This is a genomic window from Klebsiella sp. GG_Kp146 (assembly GCF_040061975.1).
Lineage (GTDB): Bacteria > Pseudomonadota > Gammaproteobacteria > Enterobacterales > Enterobacteriaceae > Klebsiella > Klebsiella quasipneumoniae.
In genome coordinates, this window is record NZ_JBEAHA010000002.1 from 1 (window position 1) to 19,491 (window position 19,491).

The window sequence follows — 19,491 nt, forward strand, 5'->3', positions numbered from 1 at the left end:
TGTGCGCTCCCTGCGCCATGCCAGGCATAACGCAGACGATTAACCGGGAGCGCAATGTACGCTGAAATCACACGCGACAGACGCTTTTTGCCGGAGTGAGAAAATGGCAATCCAATAACCGTATCTGCAATACACGCATCCCTGTTGCGCCGCCAGTTTGCCGGGTGGCGCTACGCTCACCCGGCCTACGGATGTAGCCCGTAAGCTCAGATATGGTAGGCCCGCGCAAGCGCAGCGCCGCCGGGCAAGCATAGCTCACCTCCCAGGCGATCCTGTTGCACGGTTAGTTTGCCGGGTGGCGCTACGCTTACCCGGCCTGCGGATGCCGCCCGTAAGCTCATCAGGGCAAAATAATTAACCGGAAGCGCAGGTTCGATTAACACTTAATACGTTGTTTCTGTCTGAGCCGACTCCTGCAGCGCCTGCAGAATATTGGCCGCGGCAGCGGTCCCCATTTTCACGTAAGAGGCATCGCTTACGCCGCCCACATGCGGAGACAGAATCACATTATCGATCGCCTGCCAGATGTGGGGCGTGGTTAATGGTTCACTGTTAAAGCTGTCGAGCGCCGCCCAGCGCAAGGTCCCCGCTTTTAATGCCGCGGCCAGCGCCACATCGTCAATCAACCCGCCGCGCGCGGTATTGACCAGGATGGCGCCCGGCTTACACTGCGCCAGCGTGGCGGCATTGATCATTCCCCTGTTTTGTTGCGTCAAGGGGCAATGAAGGGACAGCACATCGGCCTGCCTGAGCAGATCGTTAAGTTCAGCAACACGTTCACATCCCGGCGGGACCGCTTTCGCATAGGGATCGTAAGCCAGAACCTTCATACCAAAGGCACAGGCAATCTTCGCCACCCGGCTGCCAATGGCGCCCAGGCCGATGAGTCCCAGCGTTCTGCCCTCAAGCTCAAGCGATTTATGCGTGGATTTATCCCAGTGCCCTTCACGCAGGCGGCGGTCGAGCGGAATGACCGACTTAGCACAGGCCAAAATTAATGCCCAGGTATGTTCGGACACCGCGGCGGCATTCGCCCCGATCGCTGCGCGAACCAGAATGCCGCGCGCGGCAGCCGCCTCGGCGTCAATGACATCAATGCCGCTGCCATGTTTGGCAATCACCTTCAATGCCGGGGCGGCATCCATAACGGCGGCAGTGATGTGGCCATAGCGCACCAGGATCGCGACGGGATTGTGCTGCTGGCACAGAGCGATCAGCTGGGCCTCTGTAGGCTGGCGGCCGGCAAAGACAAGTTCGTAATCTTCCAGCATCCCCAGCGCCGCGTCAGCCAAATCGCTGCCGGTAATCAGTACCACGTTTTTAGCACTCATGGCAGCGTCTCCCCTTCGCTCAGCATCCCCGCCTGACGCAGGGCGCCCTCCAGCCAGTGCGGACGTAGATCGCCATCGCGGATAGCAACCAGACGTTTTGCTTCCATCTCCAGTTTGCCTTTCGCCAGTTCGATGATGGTGCGGACTTCCTCGCGTGGGATAACGACCACGCCGTCAATATCCCCGACCACTAAGTCCCCCGCCTGCACCGCGGCGCCGCCGACCGAAATGGCATGGTTGACCCGGCCAGGAATGAACTTGGTCGGGCCGCACGGGTTCAGGCCGGCAGCGAACACCGGGAAGCGTTGTTTGCTTAAGGTCTCCGCATCGCGAACGGCGCCATCGATAACGATCCCGGCGATACCGCTGGCCTGCGCCTGCGTGGCCATGATCTCCCCCAGCAGCGCGCAGGAGAGATCGCCTTTCCCGTCGATCACTAATACATCGCCAGGTTTAGCGACGGCCATCGCGGCGTGAATAGCCAGGTTATCCCCCGGGCGAACCTCGACGGTAATCGCCGGCCCGGCGACCGCCATATGCGGCGCCAGCGGCTTGATGCGGCCATGTAATGTGCCACGGCGTCCGGCCACGTCAGCCAGAATGGCGGCCTGAAATTCGGCGGCCTGACGGACTTCTTCCGCGGTAACACGCGCAATAGCAAAATTGATGAGTTTCTGTTGCGAAGCAGGCATGGTGACTCTCCATTTGTTTTACTAGATACAACTGATGTGTACTATATAAAACAACTATACGTGCATTGCTTCGCTTTTCGCCAGTGTTGCGAAGTTGTTTGTGATGTAAACACGAAGTTACTCACAAAATTCAGGTACAATTTTGTTCGGCAAAAAGGAGAACATGATGGGGAATGAAGGCGTAATTGCCGTTGAAAAGGCGCTGGCTTTACTTGATTGCTTCCGTCCCGGTAATGACAGTCTGACGTTAACGGAGCTGGCCCAGCTTTCGGGATATCACAAAACAACCGTTTATCGCCTGATGAATTCGCTTGAGCGAATGAACTACATCATCCGGCACGACGATGGCACCTATACGCTCGGCCACCGTCTGCTCTATCTTGGCAAGCTCTATGAGCAATCATTTGAACTTGCCAGAGTGGTACAACCGGAATTGCAGGCGCTGTCACAGGCCTCCAGCGAAAGCGCAAGCTGGTATGTGATTGAGGGGGGGCAACGCCTGTGTCTGTTCCGCGTCGAAGCCTCCCAGGGATTGCGCCACAGCAACCTGCCTGGCAGCCAGTTCCCGCTGGATGGTTCCGCTATCAGTAAGGTTTTACGCCGCTGGGGATTGGGTGAATCGTTGCCGGAAGACGAACCGACGCTGCCGTTCTATACCTCCGGCGCGCGCGACCCGCACACCGCGGCCTTCGCCATGCCAGTGTTTGGCGTCCACGATAAACTGATCGCGGCGCTGGCCCTGACCGGGCCGGCATCGCGTCTGACGGAAGATCGTAAAGCGAGCGGCATCAGCCAGCTCATGCAGGAGACAGCCAACCGCCTGTCGCTCAAGCTAGGCGCCAGCAAGACATTCTGCGAAACGTTTTACGGTGTGAAAGAGTAAGCTTTGCTGAGAAGGCGGGAAAAATCCCGCCTTTGCTTATTAATGGGTCATCTGTTTTTCCTGCCTGGCCGTCTGCGAGTAACGGCGCCCCATGGCCAGCACCGCAATGCCGCCTGCCAGACACAAGCCTGCCAGCGGGAGCATCGCCAGCGTATGGCTTCCTGTCCGTTCGCTAATCATGCCGTAGGCATTCACCATCACCGCGCCGCCAATCAGGTTGGCGATCGCCCCGATGGCCGCCAGCCCGGCGGCGGCTGAGGTGCTGCTCATCCAGCCCGACGCCAGCGCCCAGAAAGGCCCCTTCATCGCATAAGCGCCAATCAGAATGGTGCTGAGGATCGCAATGGTGGCCGGCAGCGACAGATTGATAAACGCCGCAAACACACCGCCCGCGATCATAAAGAGGGTGAGCGCCGTGTGCCAGCGGCGTTCATTACTTCGATCCGAACTGCGCCCCCAGACAATCATCAGCACCGAGGCCAGACCATAGGGGATGGCATTAAGCAGCCCGGTGGTCAGGTTATCCAGATGGAACGACTTCAGCAGCTGGGGAGACCAGACGCTAAGGGTCGTGCCGGCAGAAGAGGCGCCGGCGTAAATCAGCGCCATGAGCCAGATTTGACGATGCTTCAACAGTTGCCAGGTGGAGGTGTGGCCGATCTGTTTCTGCTGTTGGCGCTCCGCCTGAAGCGTGTTTTCCAGCCATGCTTTCTGACGATCGTTTAACCAGCCAGCCTGGTGTGGACGGTCCCGCAAGATGAAAAACGCGGCTATCCCCAGCAGGACCGCCGGCAGCCCTTCAATAATGAATAACAGATGCCAGCCGCGCAGACCTAACCACCCATCCATCATCAGTATCAACCCGGAAAGCGGGGAACCGATAAAGTTAGCCAGCGGAATGGCCACCATAAACGAGGCGATGATCCGCGCCCGGTAGCGCGACGGGATCCACCAGGTCAGATAGAGCACCACGCCCGGGAAAAAGCCCGCTTCGGCAGCCCCCAGCAAAAAGCGTACGATGTAAAGGGAGGTGGAATTTTGCACCAGCGCCATACACATCGATACCACTCCCCAGCTGATCATAATGCGCGGGATCCACAATCGTGCCCCCACCTTCTGCATCGCCAGGTTGCTGGGTACTTCAAAGATAAAGTAGGCCACAAAATACAAGCTGCTGGCGAAGCCGAAAGCTGCCTTACTCAGGCCCAGATCCTGATTCATCTGCAGCGCCGCCATGCCTATGTTGCCGCGGTCAATAATCGATACCAGGTAGCTCACCACCAGGAAAGGCAGGATGCGCCAGATAACCCGTCGCATGGTTTCTTTTTCCAGCGCGTCGTTATCGCTCGCGCGGTGCGGTAATTGATCGGTCATGGTTTCCTCGCAGGGTTTCATTATGTTTATCAGGAAAACGATGTAGAGATGAAATAAGTTACTTCAGCTTGATGCCTCTGGTTTCCGGCGCTCGCCACACCACCAGCATCGCCGCAAGGAAAGCAACCACGGTCGTCGCCAGTCCCGCGGTGAAACCGCCAGCGTTGGCGACAGCGCCAATCAGTAGCGGCGCAATAAATCCGCCCAGACGGCCTCCGTTATAGGCGAGCCCCATCAGGAAGCCCCGGGATGAGGTGTCCCCGATGATTTCCGCCAGGAAGGGTCCCGAGCCCGCAAAAATACCGTTAACCCCGAAACCGGCCATGAAAATCGCCACCATCAGAATGAAGGGTTGCGTGGTCACAAGGTACAGCGCGACGGCAATGGCGCCGGTTAACAGATAAATCAGGAACATCGGACGGCGTCCCCACTTATCCGCCAGCACCGAAAACACCAGAAAACCCGCGATGGCCCCAGCCTGCAGCGCAAGTACAAACTTCAGGCTGTGCAAAAAATCCAGATGTTTGACTTCCCGCAGATAGGTGGGTGTCCAGGTAAATACGCCCCAGAACAGATACTGAATAAAAAAAATAAAGACAAAGGCCAACAGCAGACCTCGCAGATTCTGTTTACCCAGCTTTACGGCAGGTTGACGACTCGTCGCCTTCGCCTGTTGACGAGCAAGCCAAACCTGCGATTCCGGTGTGAACCAGGCGACCACACTCATAATGAATACCGGCAGCGCGCCGATCATAAACAGATAGCGCCATGCACCCTGCTCCAGGCCGCCGTTAACCGAGCTGACGATTGCCGTCAGGCTGATAGCCAGAATCGCGCCAACAGGTAAGCCCATTTGCATCAACGCGCCGCCGCGCGCGCGCCGTTCAGGTCGCCAGGTTTCAGCAATCAGCGCCGCGCCCGAGGTCCACATTCCGCCCATACCCAGCGCGCCGCAAAAACGTAAAAGCGCGAAATGTTGTTGATCGTGCGTAAAGGCTAACAGGCCGGAAAAGAGTGAATAGATGGCGATACAGATCAGCGCCGTTTTCACACGCCCAATTTTGTCGGCGATAAAACCAAACAGGATCCCGCCAATAATCTGCCCCCCGGCCGTGACGCTGATAAACAGCCCAAGCTCGGCTTTATTAATACCGAACACCACGCCCAGCACTGGTAACAGCAATGAAAGGAGAAAGGAGTCGTAGCTTTCAAATGTCCAGCCAAGGCCGCCCAGCGCCAGCGTCCGCCTCTCAGCGACGCGTTGTGGCAATGCGTCAGGCGTCGCTTTAGTCGCAGTAAATTGATTTAGCTCGCTTTTACTGGTCATTGATATTCTCCACAGAGGTTAACCGATAACAGGTTGCGGCGGTACGCCAGAACAACTGCGCCTGTTCGTCAGGGGACGCCTGTTGCGCCAGGCGTTTGCAGGCGTTCCAGAAAACGCCGTAGCTGAACATGCCTTTATCGACGGGAAAGTTGCTGGCGAACATGCAGCGTTCGGCACCGAAAAGAGAAACGATGGTCTCAAACCACGGCATCCATGCCTGTGCCAGCATTTGCGAATCCGGCGGCGTCTCTGCCGCTGCGAAGTGAAACCCCCTGACCGTCATCCCAAAGCCGCTAATTTTTACGCATACGTTCGGCAGTTCCGCCAGACGTCGCATACCGTTTCGCCACTGCTGAAACATGTCCGGATCCCGTTCTGAACAGGGTCCAACGCCGACCGGCCCGCCGCAGTGATCGATCACAATCTGTAACGTTGGTATTTCCCGCGCCAGATCGGCAATCTCCTCCAGCTGCGTGTGGTAAACCCATACATCGAGCGACAATGCATGCCTCGCGAGACAGGCAGCGCCCCGGCGGAACGGAGCGGTCTGCGCCAGGCCTGCCGGTGGCGTAACCGGGCTGGAGGTTACCCGCGGATCGGGATGCCAGGCCAACGGATTGCGCATCCCACGCAGCCGCCCGCCGGATAACGCTATCGCGCGCTCAATGGCAGGCTGCATCGCGTCCCCCGCCAGTAAACTGAGCCCGCCGATGATGGCTTCGCATCCGAGCGCGTTTGCATAATGTCCGCTGGCGAACATCGCGGCGATACCGCTGGCAAACTCGATTTCACCAAGCGGTTTAAGCGTCTCCGGCCCGTCGCGACGCAACATAGAGCGGCATTGCACATAGACCGATGAGACAACGCGATGCCCTGAGGTCTGGATATCGTCGCTGAACTCATGGGTGAGATAGCGGCCGGTTTGCCGATCCCAAAGATGATGATGCGCATCAATGATGGGCAGCTCGGGTTGTAATGGCGCTTCACGATGTAACGCAAGCCACTCGTTTCTGACCGCAAGGTGCGGCGCGGTAACGATCTCCATGAACACCTCGTTTTGTTTTACCCTGTACAACAGTGTTTTATTTTACAAAACTACTATAACGAGGCTGCCGTGTTTTTATCCAGTTAACGATTGGTTTAAATGATGTAAATAAGAGGTGAATCACAGATGTATAAGGTCGTTAAAAGCGGGGGAAGGGAGGGGCTAAGAGAAATTAATATGTTTTCAAGAAGTTAAAAATCAGTCTGAGCGACACCGATGCAATGCCTCACCACGAGCAGCAGGCTCCTGCGTAAAACAGTGCGGGAAGCATACGCCACGCAGGCCCACGTAGCGCCGCCGGACAGTTGTTGTCGCCCGGCTTAGCGCAGCGCAAGCCGGGAAAATGCTGAACCTAACGCGCCAGATTATCGTAGCCGCGCCAGCGATAGTTGAGCACCGACAGCGCCCAACAGGCGACAAACAGCCCGACCACCACAAACCCGGCGTCGCCGAGGTTGTCGTTTAACACCCCGACCCAGCGCCATATTCCGCCGCTGAGCGCAAACTTATCCATCAGCAGACCCAGCGCTTCCAGGCCGCCGATAAACAGCGCCACCACCACCGAAGTGCCGGTGATGGTCATGTTGTAGTAAAGCTTGCGCTGCGGCTTGCTGAACGCCCAGCCGTAGGCGCCGACCATCAGCACGTTATCGAGGGTGTCCACCAGCGCCATGCCGCTGGCGAACAGCGCCGGGAAGACCATAATCGACCAGACGGAAATCCCGCTCGACGCGCCGGCGGCGGAGATGCCCAGCACGCCGATTTCGGTGGCGGTATCAAACCCGAGGCCGAACAGGAAACCGACCAGGTACATCTGCCAGCTGCGGCTGACCAGACGAAAGGTTTTGCCAAACAGCCAGCTCATCACCCCGCCGCCGCTGACGATCTCGTCGCTCACCGGCTCACCGCGCTTCCACGCCCGAAAGCTGCGCCAGACGCTGCGCAATATCACCAGGTTGATAAAGGCCATCGCCAGCAGAAACAGCGCCGACACCGCGGTGCCGATGACGCTGCCGGTGTCGTGCAGCCAGCTCATCTGCGCGCTGAAGGCCGTGGCGGTCGCGGCAATCGCCGCCGAGGCCAGCACCACAATCGACGAGTGGCCCAGCGAGAACCAGGCCCCGACGGCGAAAGGCCGCCGCCCCTGCTGCATCATCTTGCGGGTGACGTTATCAATCGCCGCGATATGGTCGGCGTCCACCGCGTGGCGCAGACCGTAGCCCCAGGCCAGCAGGCTGGCGGCCATCAGCGCGCCGCTGTCGCCAAAGGCCTGCAGCGCCCAGCTCCAGGCCAATAGGTTCGCCGCGATCAACCCCAGCACCAGTCCCGCAGCGCGCGGCTGCTGGCGTAAAACTGTCATTATCATTGTTGTGTTCCTTGAGCCTGTCCGCGGGCGGCGGCGATCACCGCCTGACCATAGGCGATTGCGCCGTCGCCGGCCGGCAACTGCTGCGCAAACAGCAGAGTAAAATCCGCCAGATAAAAGGTCAATCGCGCCGCCAGCAGGCGGTTATGCAGCACTCCGCCGCTGCAGACCATCGTGTCGATGCCGCGGGCGGTGGCGCAGTCGCGGGCCATCGCCGCCAGTCCGCTGGCCAGGGCGTCATGGAATGCCCAGGCTTTTTGCGCCGGGGTCGCCTGCCAGCGCAGCCACTGTCGCCAGAAGGTGGCTAAGTCCAGCGCATTGCCGCGCCACGGCAGCGTGACCGGATGGCAGACGCCGGAGCAGCTGGCGGCCAGCGCCTCCAGCCGACAGGCCGCCTCGCCCTCATAGCTCAGGCTCTCCGGGGCGCAGTCCAGCGCGCAGGCGACGGCATCAAACAGCCGTCCGCAGGACGAGGCGCGCGGCGCGTTAATGCCGCGATCGATGGCCTGCGCCAGCAGCGGCCAGTTGCGCTGGCGCAGCGTACCGGTCTGCGGGTAATCCTGCCAGTCAGGGATAAAGGCCAGGCACTGAGCCAGCAGATTACGCCACGGCTGACGCGCCGCCAGGTCGCCGCCCGGCAGCGCGACGGCCGGCAGCCCGCCGAGATGTTCGCACTGGCGATAGTTAACCCGCAGGCACTCCCCGCCCCATAGCGCGCCGTTCTCCCCCATGCCGATTCCGTCGAGGATCAGGGCGATGACGTCTCCGCCGTCGAGCGGCCAGCGGTGCTCCGCCAGGCACGCCGCGGCGTGAGCATGGTGATGTAGCACTGTCTCTATCGGCAGCGGCAGAGTCGCCGCCCACTGCGTCGAGCGATAGCCGGGATGGGCGTCAACCACCACCCGCTGCGGCATAAAGGCGTAGATGTTCTGCATCAGCTGTAGCGCGCTGCGCCACTGCTGCTCGACGCCCTCCTCGCCAAGATCGCCAAAGTGCTGGCTGAGAACCGCTTCGCCCCCGCGCGCCAGGCAGAAGGTGTTTTTCATGTCCGCGCCCAGCGCCAGCAGCGGCGGAACCTTCTCCAGACCCGGCGGCAGCGGCAGCGCATCCGGGACATAGCCCCGGGCGCGGCGCAGCATTTCTCCGCTCGAACGCACCAGCGAATCATCCATCCGCTGCACGATGTCGCGGTTATGGAGCAAAAAGCCGTCGGCGATGTCGGCTAAGTCGTTGATCGCCTGAGTATTACTTAACGCCGGCGGGCGGCCGCTAAGGTTGCCGGAGGTCATCACGATAGGGCGCGCCAGCGCCTGCAGAAGCAAATGCTGCAGCGGATTAGACGGCAGCATCACCCCAACTTCCGCAAGCCCTGGCGCAATCTCGTCGCACAGGCCGGAGACCTGCGCTTTGCTAATCAGTACGATGGGCGCCGCCGGGGAGCCCATCAGCGCCGCGGCGTCGGCAGGTAACCCCGCCGCAGAGGGCAGCATCACCGCCAGCGGTTTCGCCGGACGGTGTTTCCTCGCCCGCAGCGTGGCAACGGCAGCGGGGTTGCCGGCGTCGCAGGCCAGATGAAAGCCGCCGACGCCTTTTATCGCCACGATGTCGCCTGCCGCCAGCCGGGCGATAGCCGACTGCAGCGCCGCCTCGCCGTCCAGCGTTTCCCCTTGCGCCCGCCATTCCAGTCGCGGCCCGCAGTCGGGGCAGGCCACCGGCTGGGCGTGAAACCGGCGATCGGCAGGATCGCGGTATTCCGCCTCGCAGGGCGGACAGAGCGGAAACGGCGCCATCGCGGTAAATGGCCGGTCGTAAGGCATCGCGCGAATAATGGTTAACCGCGGCCCGCAGTGGGTGCAGTTGATAAAGGGGTAGCGGTAGCGGCGCGCCCGGGGATCATTCATCTCCGCGAGGCACGCCGGGCAGGTCGCGGCATCGGGCACGATCTGGGTGCGCATCCGTCCCGCCCCGCTCTCGCGGATGGTGAAATCCTGCGGCGGAGCCGCCCAGCGATAAGGGGCGCAGACGACGCTGTCGATCCGCGCCAGCGGCGGGCAGTGGGCAGCGAGGGCGGCAGTAAAACCATCATCGTCCCCGGCCAACCGCACCAGCACGCCGTCGCCGTCGTTACAGACATCGCCGCAGCGCGCCTGCCCCTGAGCCAGCTGCCAGACAAAGGGGCGGAACCCCACCCCCTGCACTTTACCGCGAATGCGGATTTGCACCCCGTTCATGCCTGAGCTTACCAGGCCAGCGCCGTGCGGCGACGTTTTTCCTGGTTCATCTGCTCCAGCTTGTTGCGGTCTACGCAGACCAGGGCGTGCGTCGGGCAGACCTCCATGCAGGCCGGGCCGCTGTCGCGGTGGAAGCAGAGATCGCACTTGTTGGCTTCGGCTTTTTCCGCCACGACATTCAGTCCGGCGCCGCTATGGCGGATCACCGGCCGCACCACTACCTCCATCGCCCCGTACGGGCAGGCGACGACGCAGGTTTTGCAGCCGATGCAGCGCTCCTGCATCACATGAACAAAGCCTTTATCGCGGCTGATGGCGCCGTTCGGGCAGACGTTGGCGCACGGGGCGTCCTCACACTGACGGCAGGCGGTGGCCGTGGAGACATTGACCCTTTTGATGACGTGAATACGCGGCTGAAAGGTGTGCGGCGTCAGGGAGGCGCAGTCCTGATGTTCCTGATGGGAGACCACGCAGGCTACTTCGCAAGTGCGACAGCCGATGCATTTGCTCGCATCGGCGATAATGAAACGGTTCATCCATTTCTCCAGCAGTAAGAGGGTTAGGCGCCGGAGTATGCATAATACGTTCCAGTTTTTATCTTATTGATAATAAGTAAAATTTAATGGTTAGCGCGCTGTCATCGTCAGTAGTGACGATGACAGCTGACGACGTCAGGCGCAGGGACCTGACACCAGCGACTCACGCTCGATCAGCGCCCCGGGGAAACTCTGCTGAACATTGAATTCCCCGCCATCGAGCATAAATATCAGGCGATTAATGCTCTCTTTAATCATCTCCGTCACCGGCACCCGGACGCTGGCGAGCGACGGCACCATGTACGGCGCCAGCACAATATCGTCAAACCCCACCACCGAGACCTGCTCCGGCACCTTAACGCCCAGCTGGTGAAGCTGCTTCATCGCCCCGATGGCCATATCGTCATTGCTCGCCACCAGCGCGCTGTAGGTCACCCCGCGCTGACGCAGGCTCTCCACCGCCGCCGCGCCGGTTTCCGGCGTCCAGCGCCCTTCGGCGATGAGCGCCTCGTTGAGGGTAATGCCGTGGCCAGCCAGCGCATCTTTATAGCCGGCAAGGCGCTCGACGCCGGTGGGCGAGTCAAGGGAGCCGGTAATAAAGGCGATATCGCGGTGACCCAGGGCAATCAGCCGCTCCACCACCCGCATCGCCGACGCTTTTTGATCGGACCAGACGCAATGGCTGGCGTGGCGGCGCAGCCGGCGGTTCAGCACCATGATCGGCTGCGAGTGGTTCTCAACGATCTCGTCCATCTCGTCGACGGTGAGAAAGCGCGGGTAGATGATGATCGCATCGCAGCGCAGATCCAGCAGATACTGGATCGCTTCCCGCTCCTCTTGCGCGCTGTGCTTGCCGTCGGCGAGGATCAGCTGCCGCCCTTTATCCTCCGTCATCCGCGCCACGTGGTACAGCAGCTCGCTGAAATAGACGCCGTGGTAGAGGGTGTTGGTCACCACCAGGCCAAGGGTTTGCGTGGTTTTGGTCGCCAGGTTGCGCGCCAGCAGATTCGGTCGGTAGCCGCTCTCCGCCACCGCCTTAAATACCCGGTCTTTGGTCTCCTGGCTGACATAGCCGTTGCCCGACAGCACCCGCGACACGGTCGCCTTCGATACCCCCGCGCGCTTTGCGACCTCCAGCATCGTTGCCATGTGATTCTTCCTATTGCAAAAGTTGCAGGCAGTGTACTGCACGTTTCTGGCTTTTACAGCATCCCCCGCTCACCACCGCGATCCTGCTCGCCGCGACGCTTAGCGATCAAAATCACAAAAATGAGATCATCTTTTTTTATTTCTTGTGCAATCAAATGAAACTCACCATGATTTTGTGGAACCGGTTTCCTATAAAGCATGGTATCGCCCGACGATGCGGCGCGGTAACAGATCAGTACCCTATTGATAAACAGGATAAAATCCGATGTCGAAAAATTATGCAGCCCTGGCGCAACAGATAGTCGCGGCATTAGGCGGAGTCGATAACGTCGTCGCCGTAACCCACTGCATGACGCGTCTGCGCTTCGTGGTCAAAGACAACGAACAGGTCGATAGCCCTACCCTGAAAGGCCTGACCGGGGTGCTCGGCGTCGTGCGCAGCGATAACCAGTGCCAGGTGATCATCGGCAACACGGTCTCTCAGGCCTATCGCGAGGTGGTGAATCTCCTGCCTGGCGACCTGCGCCCGGCCGAGCCGCAGGGCAAAGCGCCGATCACCCTGAAACGCATCGGCGCCGGGATCCTCGACGCGCTGATCGGCACCATGTCGCCGCTGATCCCGGCGATTATCGGCGGATCGATGGTCAAACTACTGGCGATGATCCTTGAGATGAGCGGCGCGTTGCCGAAAGGCTCGCCGACGCTGACCCTCCTGACGCTTATCGGCGACGGCGCGTTTTTCTTCCTGCCGCTGATGGTGGCCGCCTCCGCGGCGGTGAAATTCAAAACCAATATGTCGCTGGCCATCGCTATCGCCGGGGTGCTGGTGCATCCCGGGTTTATCGAATTAATGGCCAAAGCCGCCCAGGGCGAACACGTCGAATTTGCCCTTATTCCGGTGACCGCGGTGAAATACACCTACACGGTGATCCCGGCGCTGGTGATGACCTGGTGCCTGTCGTATATCGAACGCTGGGTGGATCGCATTACCCCGGCAGTGACGAAAAACTTCCTTAAGCCGATGCTGATCGTGCTGATCGCCGCCCCGCTGGCGATCCTGCTGATTGGCCCGCTCGGCATCTGGATCGGCAGCGCCATTTCCGCGCTGGTCTATACGATCCACAGCTATCTCGGCTGGCTGTCGGTGGCGATCATGGGCGGGCTGTGGCCGCTGCTGGTGATGACCGGCATGCACCGGGTCTTTACGCCGACCATCATTCAGACCATCGCCGAAACCGGCAAAGAGGGCATGGTAATGCCGTCGGAGATCGGCGCCAACCTGTCGCTCGGCGGCTCGTCGCTGGCGGTGGCGTGGAAAACGAAAAACCCGGAATTGCGCCAGACGGCGCTGGCCGCCGCGGCATCGGCGATTCTGGCCGGGATTTCCGAACCGGCGCTGTACGGCGTGGCGGTGCGCCTGAAACGCCCGCTGATCGCCAGCTTAATCAGCGGCTTTATCTGCGGCGCGGTGGCGGGCATCGCCGGACTGGCCAGCCACTCGATGGCGGCGCCGGGGCTGTTCACCAGCGTGCAGTTTTTCGATCCAGCCAATCCAATGACCATCGTCTGGGTGTTTGGCGTGATGGCGCTGTCGGTAGTGCTGTCGTTTGCCCTGACGCTGATCCTCGGCTTTGAAGATATTCCCGTTGAACAGGCCGCCGCCGACGCCCGAGCGCGCCAGGCCCAGGCCCAGGCAACCCACGCCTGAACACACCATTGATAACGAGGTAACGCATGGCGAGTTTCCCACAGGGATTTTTATGGGGCGGCGCACTGGCCGCCAACCAGTCAGAAGGCGCATGGCGCGAAGGGGGGAAAGGGATGGCCACCGTGGATACCCTTCCCCACGGCGCCCATCGTCTGCCGGTAAAATTAGGCCTGGAGAAGCGCTTCACGCTTCGCGAAGACGAATTCTACCCCAGCCACGAGGCGATCGATTTCTACCACCGCTACAAGGAAGATATCGCCCTGATGGCGGAGATGGGGTTCAGCGTCTTTCGCACCTCCATCGCCTGGAGCCGCCTGTTCCCGCGCGGCGACGAGCAGCAGCCGAATCCGCAGGGCATCGCCTTCTATCGTTCGCTGTTCGAGGAGTGCAAAAAGCACGGTATCGAGCCGCTGGTGACGTTGTGCCATTTTGACGTGCCGATGCACCTGGTGATGGAGTACGGCTCCTGGCGCAACCGCAAAATGGTCGATTTCTTCAGCCACTACGCCCGCACCTGCTTTGAAGCTTTTGACGGTCTGGTGAAATACTGGCTCACCTTCAATGAAATCAACATTATGCTGCACAGCCCCTACTCCGGCGCCGGGCTGGTGTTTGAAGAGGGAGAAAATCAGGAGCAGGTGAAGTACCAGGCGGCGCATCACGAGCTGGTGGCCAGCGCGCTGGCGACAAAAATCGCCCACGAGATAAACCCGCAGAATCAGGTCGGCTGCATGCTGGCGGGCGGTAATTTCTACCCATACTCCTGCAAGCCGGAAGATGTATGGATGGCGCTGGAGAAGGACCGCGAAAACCTGTTCTTTATTGACGTCCAGGCGCGCGGCGCCTACCCGGTATGGGCCGCGCGGGTATTCCGGGAAAAGGGGGTCACCATTGTGAAGCAGCCGGGCGATGATGAGATCCTCAAAAACACCGTCGATTTCGTCTCCTTTAGCTACTACGCCTCGCGCTGCGCCTCGGCGGAGATGAACGCCAGCAACACCAATGCCGCCAACATCGTCAAGTCGCTGAAGAACCCGCACATTCCGGCCAGCGAATGGGGCTGGGGCATCGACCCGCTGGGCCTGCGCATCACCATGAACATGATGTATGACCGCTATCAGAAACCGCTGTTCCTGGTGGAAAACGGGCTCGGCGCCCGGGACGAGATTGACGCCAGGGGGGAGATCAATGACGACTATCGCATCAGCTACCTGCGCGAGCACATCAAGGCGATGCGCGACGCCATCGGCGATGGTATTCCGGTGCTGGGCTATACCAGCTGGGGCTGCATCGATCTGGTCTCGGCGTCAACCGGCGAGATGAGCAAGCGCTACGGCTTTGTCTATGTCGATCGCGACGACGCCGGCAACGGCACGCTGGCGCGCAAGCGTAAAAAGTCGTTCTTCTGGTACCAGAAGGTGATAGCCAGCAACGGCGCCGACCTCGACTAAGCGCGTCTCCCGCGCTCGCCCGTCTCTCTGCGCTAACCGGGGGACGGGCGCTGCTTTCTGTTGCATCTATTACATGTTTTTTTCTCGAGCCTGATTCCAGTTTCTGGTTTGCCTCCCGTTCACAACAACTGGTATTTTATCCAGTATATTTTCAGGGGTATCTTCAGCAAGGAGCACATCATGAACGCACAGCACACCACCGCAGCCGGAGGGATCGCCAGGGCCATTCGCCAGTTAACCGTGGGATATGTCAGAAAACGCCATGAGAACCGCAAAACGCGGGAGACGCGGCGCTACACCCGCCATGCGGCGCTGAGCCTGAACGGCGACTGGCTGGAGCAGGCGGGATTCCCGGTCGGCACGCAGGTCAGAGTCTCGGTGTCGCCCGGTAAATTAGTAATAGAGAATCTTGAGCTGGCGCCGCCGGTAACGGGGCTCCCGGCCGGTCAGTCGCCCGCCGTCGGGGAGCCCTGAGCACCGCTGTGTTAATCGTCTGCGGCTTCCAGCCGGGCAAAGCCGCCGTGGCCCTGCCAGCCTGCCAGCTGCTGGTACACCCGGGCAACGGCCTCTTTCACCGGCTGGGTCATCGGATAATAAAAACCGACAATATCCGGCTGAATGCCGAGGAAGATCACTTCGCCGACGTCCTCTTTCAGCTGATCGACCAGATAGTTGAGCGGCATGTTATGGGTGGTCATCATAAACATCTCGGCGATGTCGTCGGGGTCGATGACGCGAATGTCGCCGGGGTTTAGGCCCATATCGGTGGCATCGACGATCAGCAGGCGTTCGGGGCGTAATTCGCGGATCGCCACGATGTCGTTTTCCGGCGCGCTGCCGCCGTCGATGACTACCCACTGGCCGGCCGGGTTCGCCGCACACATCTCCGCCAGCAGCGGGCCGGCGCCGTCGTCGCCCATCATACTGTTGCCGACACAGAGTAAAACGTCAGTCACGTAATCTCCTCACCATCAGGTAGATGGCGCTTTCCTGGTGAATATCATGCAGCATGCTGAGCATTGTTTTGCTCCACGCATGCTGCTGCGGGGTCTGCGCGGACTGCGCTTTATCAAAGGCGTTGGCCAGCATTGCCACATGGCTGCTGTCGATGACGATTTCGCCATACTTCGGCACCCCCTCCATTTTGCGTCGCGCGACGCTGCCGGCCTCAAGGGTGGCGATCCATGCCAGATACGCGTCCCACGGGCAGCTCAGCGCCGCCTCAAGACAGTCGATAACGCCGAGGTGGTGGCCAATCGCCAGGCTGTAATAGACCACCTGCTGCGCCTGATCCGGCGTGGCGTCGTTCTCATCAATAAATTTACGGCTCAGCTGACTGAACACCACCGTCTCGCTCATCGGATACGCGCCCCCTCGACCACCTGGTTGAGATGGGTGACGATCTCGGTCAGACGCGGATCTTTCTCCGCCTCCAGCCAGCGCAGCACCTGGCTGTCGCCCTGGCCGAGCAGACGCATATAGTCGTCGGCAATCTGCCGACCATAGCGATAGCCCGCCAGACGGCGCGCTTCGCGATCGATGCGCACCCGCAGGGGTTGCACCATATCGGCGTGCAGCAGCTCGGTCGGCTGTTCGTCAAGCTCGCCCGGCAGGCGGGCGTGAATTTTCTGTTCCAGCAGGCCCAGCGCCATCGCGAAGCCGTACAGCGTCGCGGCCGGGGTCGGCGGGCAGCCGGGAATATAGACATCCACCGGCACGATTTTATCGGTACCGCCCCAGACGCAGTACAGGTCGTGGAAGATGCCGCCGCTGTTGCCGCAGGCGCCGTAGGAGATACAAATCTTTGGATCTGGCGCCGACTGCCAGGCGCGCAGCGCCGGGGAGCGCATCGCGCGGGTCACCGCCCCGGTAAACAGCAGGATATCGGCATGGCGCGGCGAAGGCACCACCTTAATCCCGAAGCGTTCCGCGTCGAACAGCGGTGAAAGGGTAGCGAAAATTTCGATTTCACAGCCGTTACAGCCGCCGCAGTCGACGCGATAAACGTAGGCGGAACGTTTGATTTTCTTCAGCAGCGAGGCCTTCATGCTGGCGATGGATTCATCCACCGTCATCGGCACCGGAATGCCGTTTTCATCGCGTGGGCCAAGTAAAGTGCTCATCAGCTGGCCTCCCTCATGTGGCGGGTCAGTTCAATACGATCGGACGGCACCAGGCATTTCTGGCGCTTGCATTCCGGGCAGGTTTCGAAGCTTTCGCGGTGCAGCTCGGCGCGGGTGTCGCCGTTATGCTTGAGCAGCGCGATGGCGTAGTCGATCTCCTTCTGCACCGCGAACGGCCGCTGGCACTCCCGGCAGTGGCAGATAGCGAAGCGCGACTGCTGGAGGAAATCCTCTTTCTTCCACACCGCCAGCTCATACTCCGGCGACAGCTTAATCGCCGCCGTCGGGCAGACCTCTTCACAGCGGCCGCAGAAGATGCAGCGCCCGAGGTTGAACTGCCACGCCAGCTGGTTAGTGGCCAGATCGGTCTCTACCGTCAGGGCGTTCGACGGGCAGGCGTTCACGCAGGCCGCGCAGCCGATACACTGCTGCGGGTTATGCTCCGGCTTGCCGCGGAAGTTTTTATCTACCGGCATCGGCTCCAGCGGATAGGCGTGCGTCGCGGTGCCGGTCTTAATCACTTTTTTAATAAAGGTAAACATGGCGATTCCTTATTTCAGCGGCGAGTTTTTACGCTCGATGCTATAGCGCTCCAGCTCTTTGTACGGCACCACTTTGCTCTTCTTCTTGCGGACATCGACCACGGTCATGCGGTCGGTACAGGAGTAGCACGGGTCAAGGCTGCCGATGATCAGCGGCGCATCGGAAACGGTATTGCCGCGCAGCATATAGCGCAGAGTCGGCCAGTTGGCGTAGGTCGCCGCCCGGCAGCGCCAGCGGTACAGCTTCTGGTTGTCGCCGGTCATGCTCCAGTGGATATCATCCCCACGCGGCGCTTCTGAGAAGCCCAGCGCGAAGCGGTGCGGAATATAGGTGAAGCCCTCCACCATCAGCGGACCGCCCGGCAGGTTATCGAGACCGTAATCAATCATGTTCAGCGCGGTATAAACCTCGTTGATCCGCACCTTGAGGCGAGAGATGACGTCGCAGCCCTGTTCGCTGTGGACTTCCATCGGCAGCAGGCCGTAGCCGACGAACGGGTGGTCGGCGCGGGTGTCGCGGGCGTGGCCGCTGGCGCGCACCATCGGGCCGACGTTGCTGAAGTCGCGGGCGATTTCCGGGTCCAGACGGCCAATGCCGACAGTACGCTGCTCCATGTTCGGGGTGCTGAGCAGCATATCCACCAGCTCCTGCACGTCGCGACGCATCTGCTGCGCCAGCTGGCGGGTCTGGATCATGTCCTCTTTCAGCAGGTCGCGGCGGATCCCGCCGATCAGGTTCAGACCGTAGGTTTTCCGCGCGCCGGTGAGGATCTCGGCCATCTTCATCGAGGTTTCGCGCACGCGGAAGAACTGCATAAAGCCGGAGTCGAAGCCGGTGAAGTGGCAGGCCAGACCGAGGTTCAGGAGGTGCGAATGCAGGCGTTCCACCTCCAGCAGAATGGCGCGGATCATCTGCGCCCGCTCCGGCACCACGATGCCCATCGCATTCTCCACCGAGGTGGTATAAGCGGTGCTGTGGGCGAAGCCGCAGATGCCGCACACCCGGTCCGACAGGAAGGTGACTTCGTTATAACCCATGCGGGTTTCCGCCAGCTTTTCCATCCCGCGATGGACATAGAACAGACGGTAATCGGCATCGATAATGTTCTCGCCGTCAACGAACAGGCGGAAGTGGCCGGGCTCATCGGAAGTGACGTGCAGCGGGCCGATCGGCACCACGTTGTTTTTCTTGCTGCCCAGCTCGTTGATGAACTCGTAGGTTTCGGCGTCGGTGGTCGGCGCCGGACGCTGGCGATAGTCCATGCTGTCTTTACGCAGCGGATAGAGTTCATCCGGCCAGTCGTCCGGCAGCACCAGACGGCGTTCGTCCGGCAGGCCAACCGGCACGAGGCCGTACATATCGCGCACTTCGCGCTCGCCCCACACCGCCGCCGGCACGCGCGGCGTCACCGATGGGTATTCCGGTTTGTTGGCATCCACTTCCACACGCACGGTGATCCAGCATTTGGTGCCCTGCTCCATCGACAGCACGTAATAGACCGCGTAGTGGCCGTTCAGCTTACGTTCATCGTTGCCGAACAGCACCGACAGCCAGCCGCCCTGCTGGTAGTAGAGAAACTCCACGACTTCCGGCAGGTAATTGACCTTCACGGTGATGGTTAACTGGTCTTTGGTCTGCCAGGCTTCGTCCAGCACCACGCCCGGAAAGGCCTGGTGCAGCGCCGCAAGATAGTGTTGACCGATTTTTTCTTCAGACATGCTCAAACTCTCTT

The 19,491-nt window shown here is 60.5% G+C and carries 19 protein-coding genes; 4 read left to right on the forward strand and 15 right to left on the reverse strand.

What is annotated here, in order from left to right:
- Positions 1-383 precede the first annotated feature (383 nt).
- Together ABLU95_RS02310 and ABLU95_RS02315 are read right to left on the reverse strand one after the other, a co-directional pair.
- On the reverse strand, positions 384-1,331 hold the full coding sequence (locus tag ABLU95_RS02310; RefSeq protein ID WP_348878735.1) for a hydroxyacid dehydrogenase: 948 nt from the start codon (positions 1,329-1,331) through the stop codon (positions 384-386).
- The gene (locus tag ABLU95_RS02315) at positions 1,328-2,023 is read right to left on the reverse strand and encodes a diguanylate cyclase (protein WP_032453868.1); all 696 of its coding nucleotides are present in this window, start codon (positions 2,021-2,023) and stop codon (positions 1,328-1,330) included. The genes ABLU95_RS02310 and ABLU95_RS02315 overlap by 4 nt, the downstream gene beginning before the upstream one ends.
- Before the next feature lie 166 nt (positions 2,024-2,189).
- Between ABLU95_RS02315 and ABLU95_RS02320 the strand changes: the two genes are divergently transcribed.
- Positions 2,190-2,906, forward strand: a complete 717-nt coding sequence (locus ABLU95_RS02320; protein WP_348878888.1) for an IclR family transcriptional regulator — start codon at positions 2,190-2,192, stop codon at positions 2,904-2,906.
- Between the two features lie 39 nt (positions 2,907-2,945).
- Here the strand turns inward: ABLU95_RS02320 and ABLU95_RS02325 are convergent, their stop codons facing one another.
- The 8 genes from ABLU95_RS02325 to ABLU95_RS02360 all read right to left on the reverse strand — a co-directional run bounded on the left by ABLU95_RS02325 (position 2,946) and on the right by ABLU95_RS02360 (position 12,134).
- Positions 2,946-4,280: an MFS transporter gene (locus tag ABLU95_RS02325; RefSeq protein ID WP_064155047.1), complete on the reverse strand. Its 1,335-nt coding sequence runs from the start codon at positions 4,278-4,280 to the stop codon at positions 2,946-2,948.
- Positions 4,281-4,338: 58 nt separating this feature from the next.
- Positions 4,339-5,607: an MFS transporter gene (locus ABLU95_RS02330; protein ID WP_032453870.1), complete on the reverse strand. Its 1,269-nt coding sequence runs from the start codon at positions 5,605-5,607 to the stop codon at positions 4,339-4,341.
- Positions 5,597-6,652 (reverse strand): amidohydrolase family protein, encoded by a 1,056-nt coding sequence (locus ABLU95_RS02335; RefSeq protein ID WP_065881936.1) that lies wholly within the window; start codon positions 6,650-6,652, stop codon positions 5,597-5,599. The genes ABLU95_RS02330 and ABLU95_RS02335 overlap by 11 nt, the downstream gene beginning before the upstream one ends.
- Positions 6,653-7,004: 352 nt before the next feature.
- Complete coding sequence (locus ABLU95_RS02340; protein WP_023290785.1) at positions 7,005-8,018, reverse strand: HoxN/HupN/NixA family nickel/cobalt transporter; 1,014 nt, start codon at positions 8,016-8,018, stop codon at positions 7,005-7,007.
- Positions 8,015-10,249: a carbamoyltransferase HypF gene (hypF, locus tag ABLU95_RS02345; protein ID WP_348878738.1), complete on the reverse strand. Its 2,235-nt coding sequence runs from the start codon at positions 10,247-10,249 to the stop codon at positions 8,015-8,017. The genes ABLU95_RS02340 and hypF overlap by 4 nt, the downstream gene beginning before the upstream one ends.
- Positions 10,250-10,257: 8 nt before the next feature.
- The gene (gene hydN, locus ABLU95_RS02350) at positions 10,258-10,785 is read right to left on the reverse strand and encodes an electron transport protein HydN (RefSeq protein WP_348878740.1); all 528 of its coding nucleotides are present in this window, start codon (positions 10,783-10,785) and stop codon (positions 10,258-10,260) included.
- Between the two features lie 135 nt (positions 10,786-10,920).
- A complete protein-coding gene (locus ABLU95_RS02355) occupies positions 10,921-11,934 on the reverse strand; it encodes a LacI family DNA-binding transcriptional regulator (RefSeq protein ID WP_023290787.1) in 1,014 nt (337 codons plus the stop codon).
- 53 nt (positions 11,935-11,987) lie between these two features.
- Positions 11,988-12,134 (reverse strand): hypothetical protein, encoded by a 147-nt coding sequence (locus tag ABLU95_RS02360; RefSeq protein WP_158238858.1) that lies wholly within the window; start codon positions 12,132-12,134, stop codon positions 11,988-11,990.
- Positions 12,135-12,199: 65 nt separating this feature from the next.
- On the opposite strand from ABLU95_RS02360, the gene ascF reads away from it, so the two are divergent.
- The 3 genes from ascF (at position 12,200) to ABLU95_RS02375 (ending at position 15,567) form a co-directional block, all read left to right on the forward strand.
- The gene (gene ascF, locus ABLU95_RS02365) at positions 12,200-13,642 is read left to right on the forward strand and encodes a PTS cellobiose/arbutin/salicin transporter subunit IIBC (protein WP_218799046.1); all 1,443 of its coding nucleotides are present in this window, start codon (positions 12,200-12,202) and stop codon (positions 13,640-13,642) included.
- Between the two features lie 26 nt (positions 13,643-13,668).
- On the forward strand, positions 13,669-15,093 hold the full coding sequence (locus tag ABLU95_RS02370) for a 6-phospho-beta-glucosidase (RefSeq protein ID WP_065881942.1): 1,425 nt from the start codon (positions 13,669-13,671) through the stop codon (positions 15,091-15,093).
- A gap of 180 nt (positions 15,094-15,273) precedes the next feature.
- Positions 15,274-15,567 carry a SymE family type I addiction module toxin gene (locus ABLU95_RS02375; protein ID WP_044524503.1) on the forward strand — a complete coding sequence of 98 codons (294 nt, stop codon included), beginning with the start codon at positions 15,274-15,276 and terminating at the stop codon, positions 15,565-15,567.
- 11 nt (positions 15,568-15,578) lie between these two features.
- Here the strand turns inward: ABLU95_RS02375 and hycI are convergent, their stop codons facing one another.
- The 5 genes from hycI to hycE are packed head-to-tail and all read right to left on the reverse strand — an operon-like array spanning position 15,579 to position 19,477.
- Positions 15,579-16,049, reverse strand: a complete 471-nt coding sequence (gene hycI, locus ABLU95_RS02380; RefSeq protein WP_017899636.1) for a hydrogenase maturation peptidase HycI — start codon at positions 16,047-16,049, stop codon at positions 15,579-15,581.
- Positions 16,042-16,452 (reverse strand): formate hydrogenlyase maturation HycH family protein, encoded by a 411-nt coding sequence (locus ABLU95_RS02385; RefSeq protein WP_348878744.1) that lies wholly within the window; start codon positions 16,450-16,452, stop codon positions 16,042-16,044. Before ABLU95_RS02385 ends, hycI begins: the two co-directional genes overlap by 8 nt.
- Positions 16,449-17,216, reverse strand: a complete 768-nt coding sequence (locus tag ABLU95_RS02390) for an NADH-quinone oxidoreductase subunit B family protein (protein ID WP_002914891.1) — start codon at positions 17,214-17,216, stop codon at positions 16,449-16,451. The genes ABLU95_RS02385 and ABLU95_RS02390 overlap by 4 nt, the downstream gene beginning before the upstream one ends.
- Entirely contained in the window at positions 17,216-17,758 is a 543-nt protein-coding gene (locus ABLU95_RS02395) for a formate hydrogenlyase complex iron-sulfur subunit (RefSeq protein ID WP_023290793.1), read from the reverse strand. Before ABLU95_RS02395 ends, ABLU95_RS02390 begins: the two co-directional genes overlap by 1 nt.
- Before the next feature lie 9 nt (positions 17,759-17,767).
- Positions 17,768-19,477, reverse strand: coding sequence for a formate hydrogenlyase subunit HycE (hycE, locus tag ABLU95_RS02400; RefSeq protein ID WP_004205649.1), 1,710 nt, complete (start codon positions 19,475-19,477; stop codon positions 17,768-17,770).
- Positions 19,478-19,491: the final 14 nt, after the last annotated feature.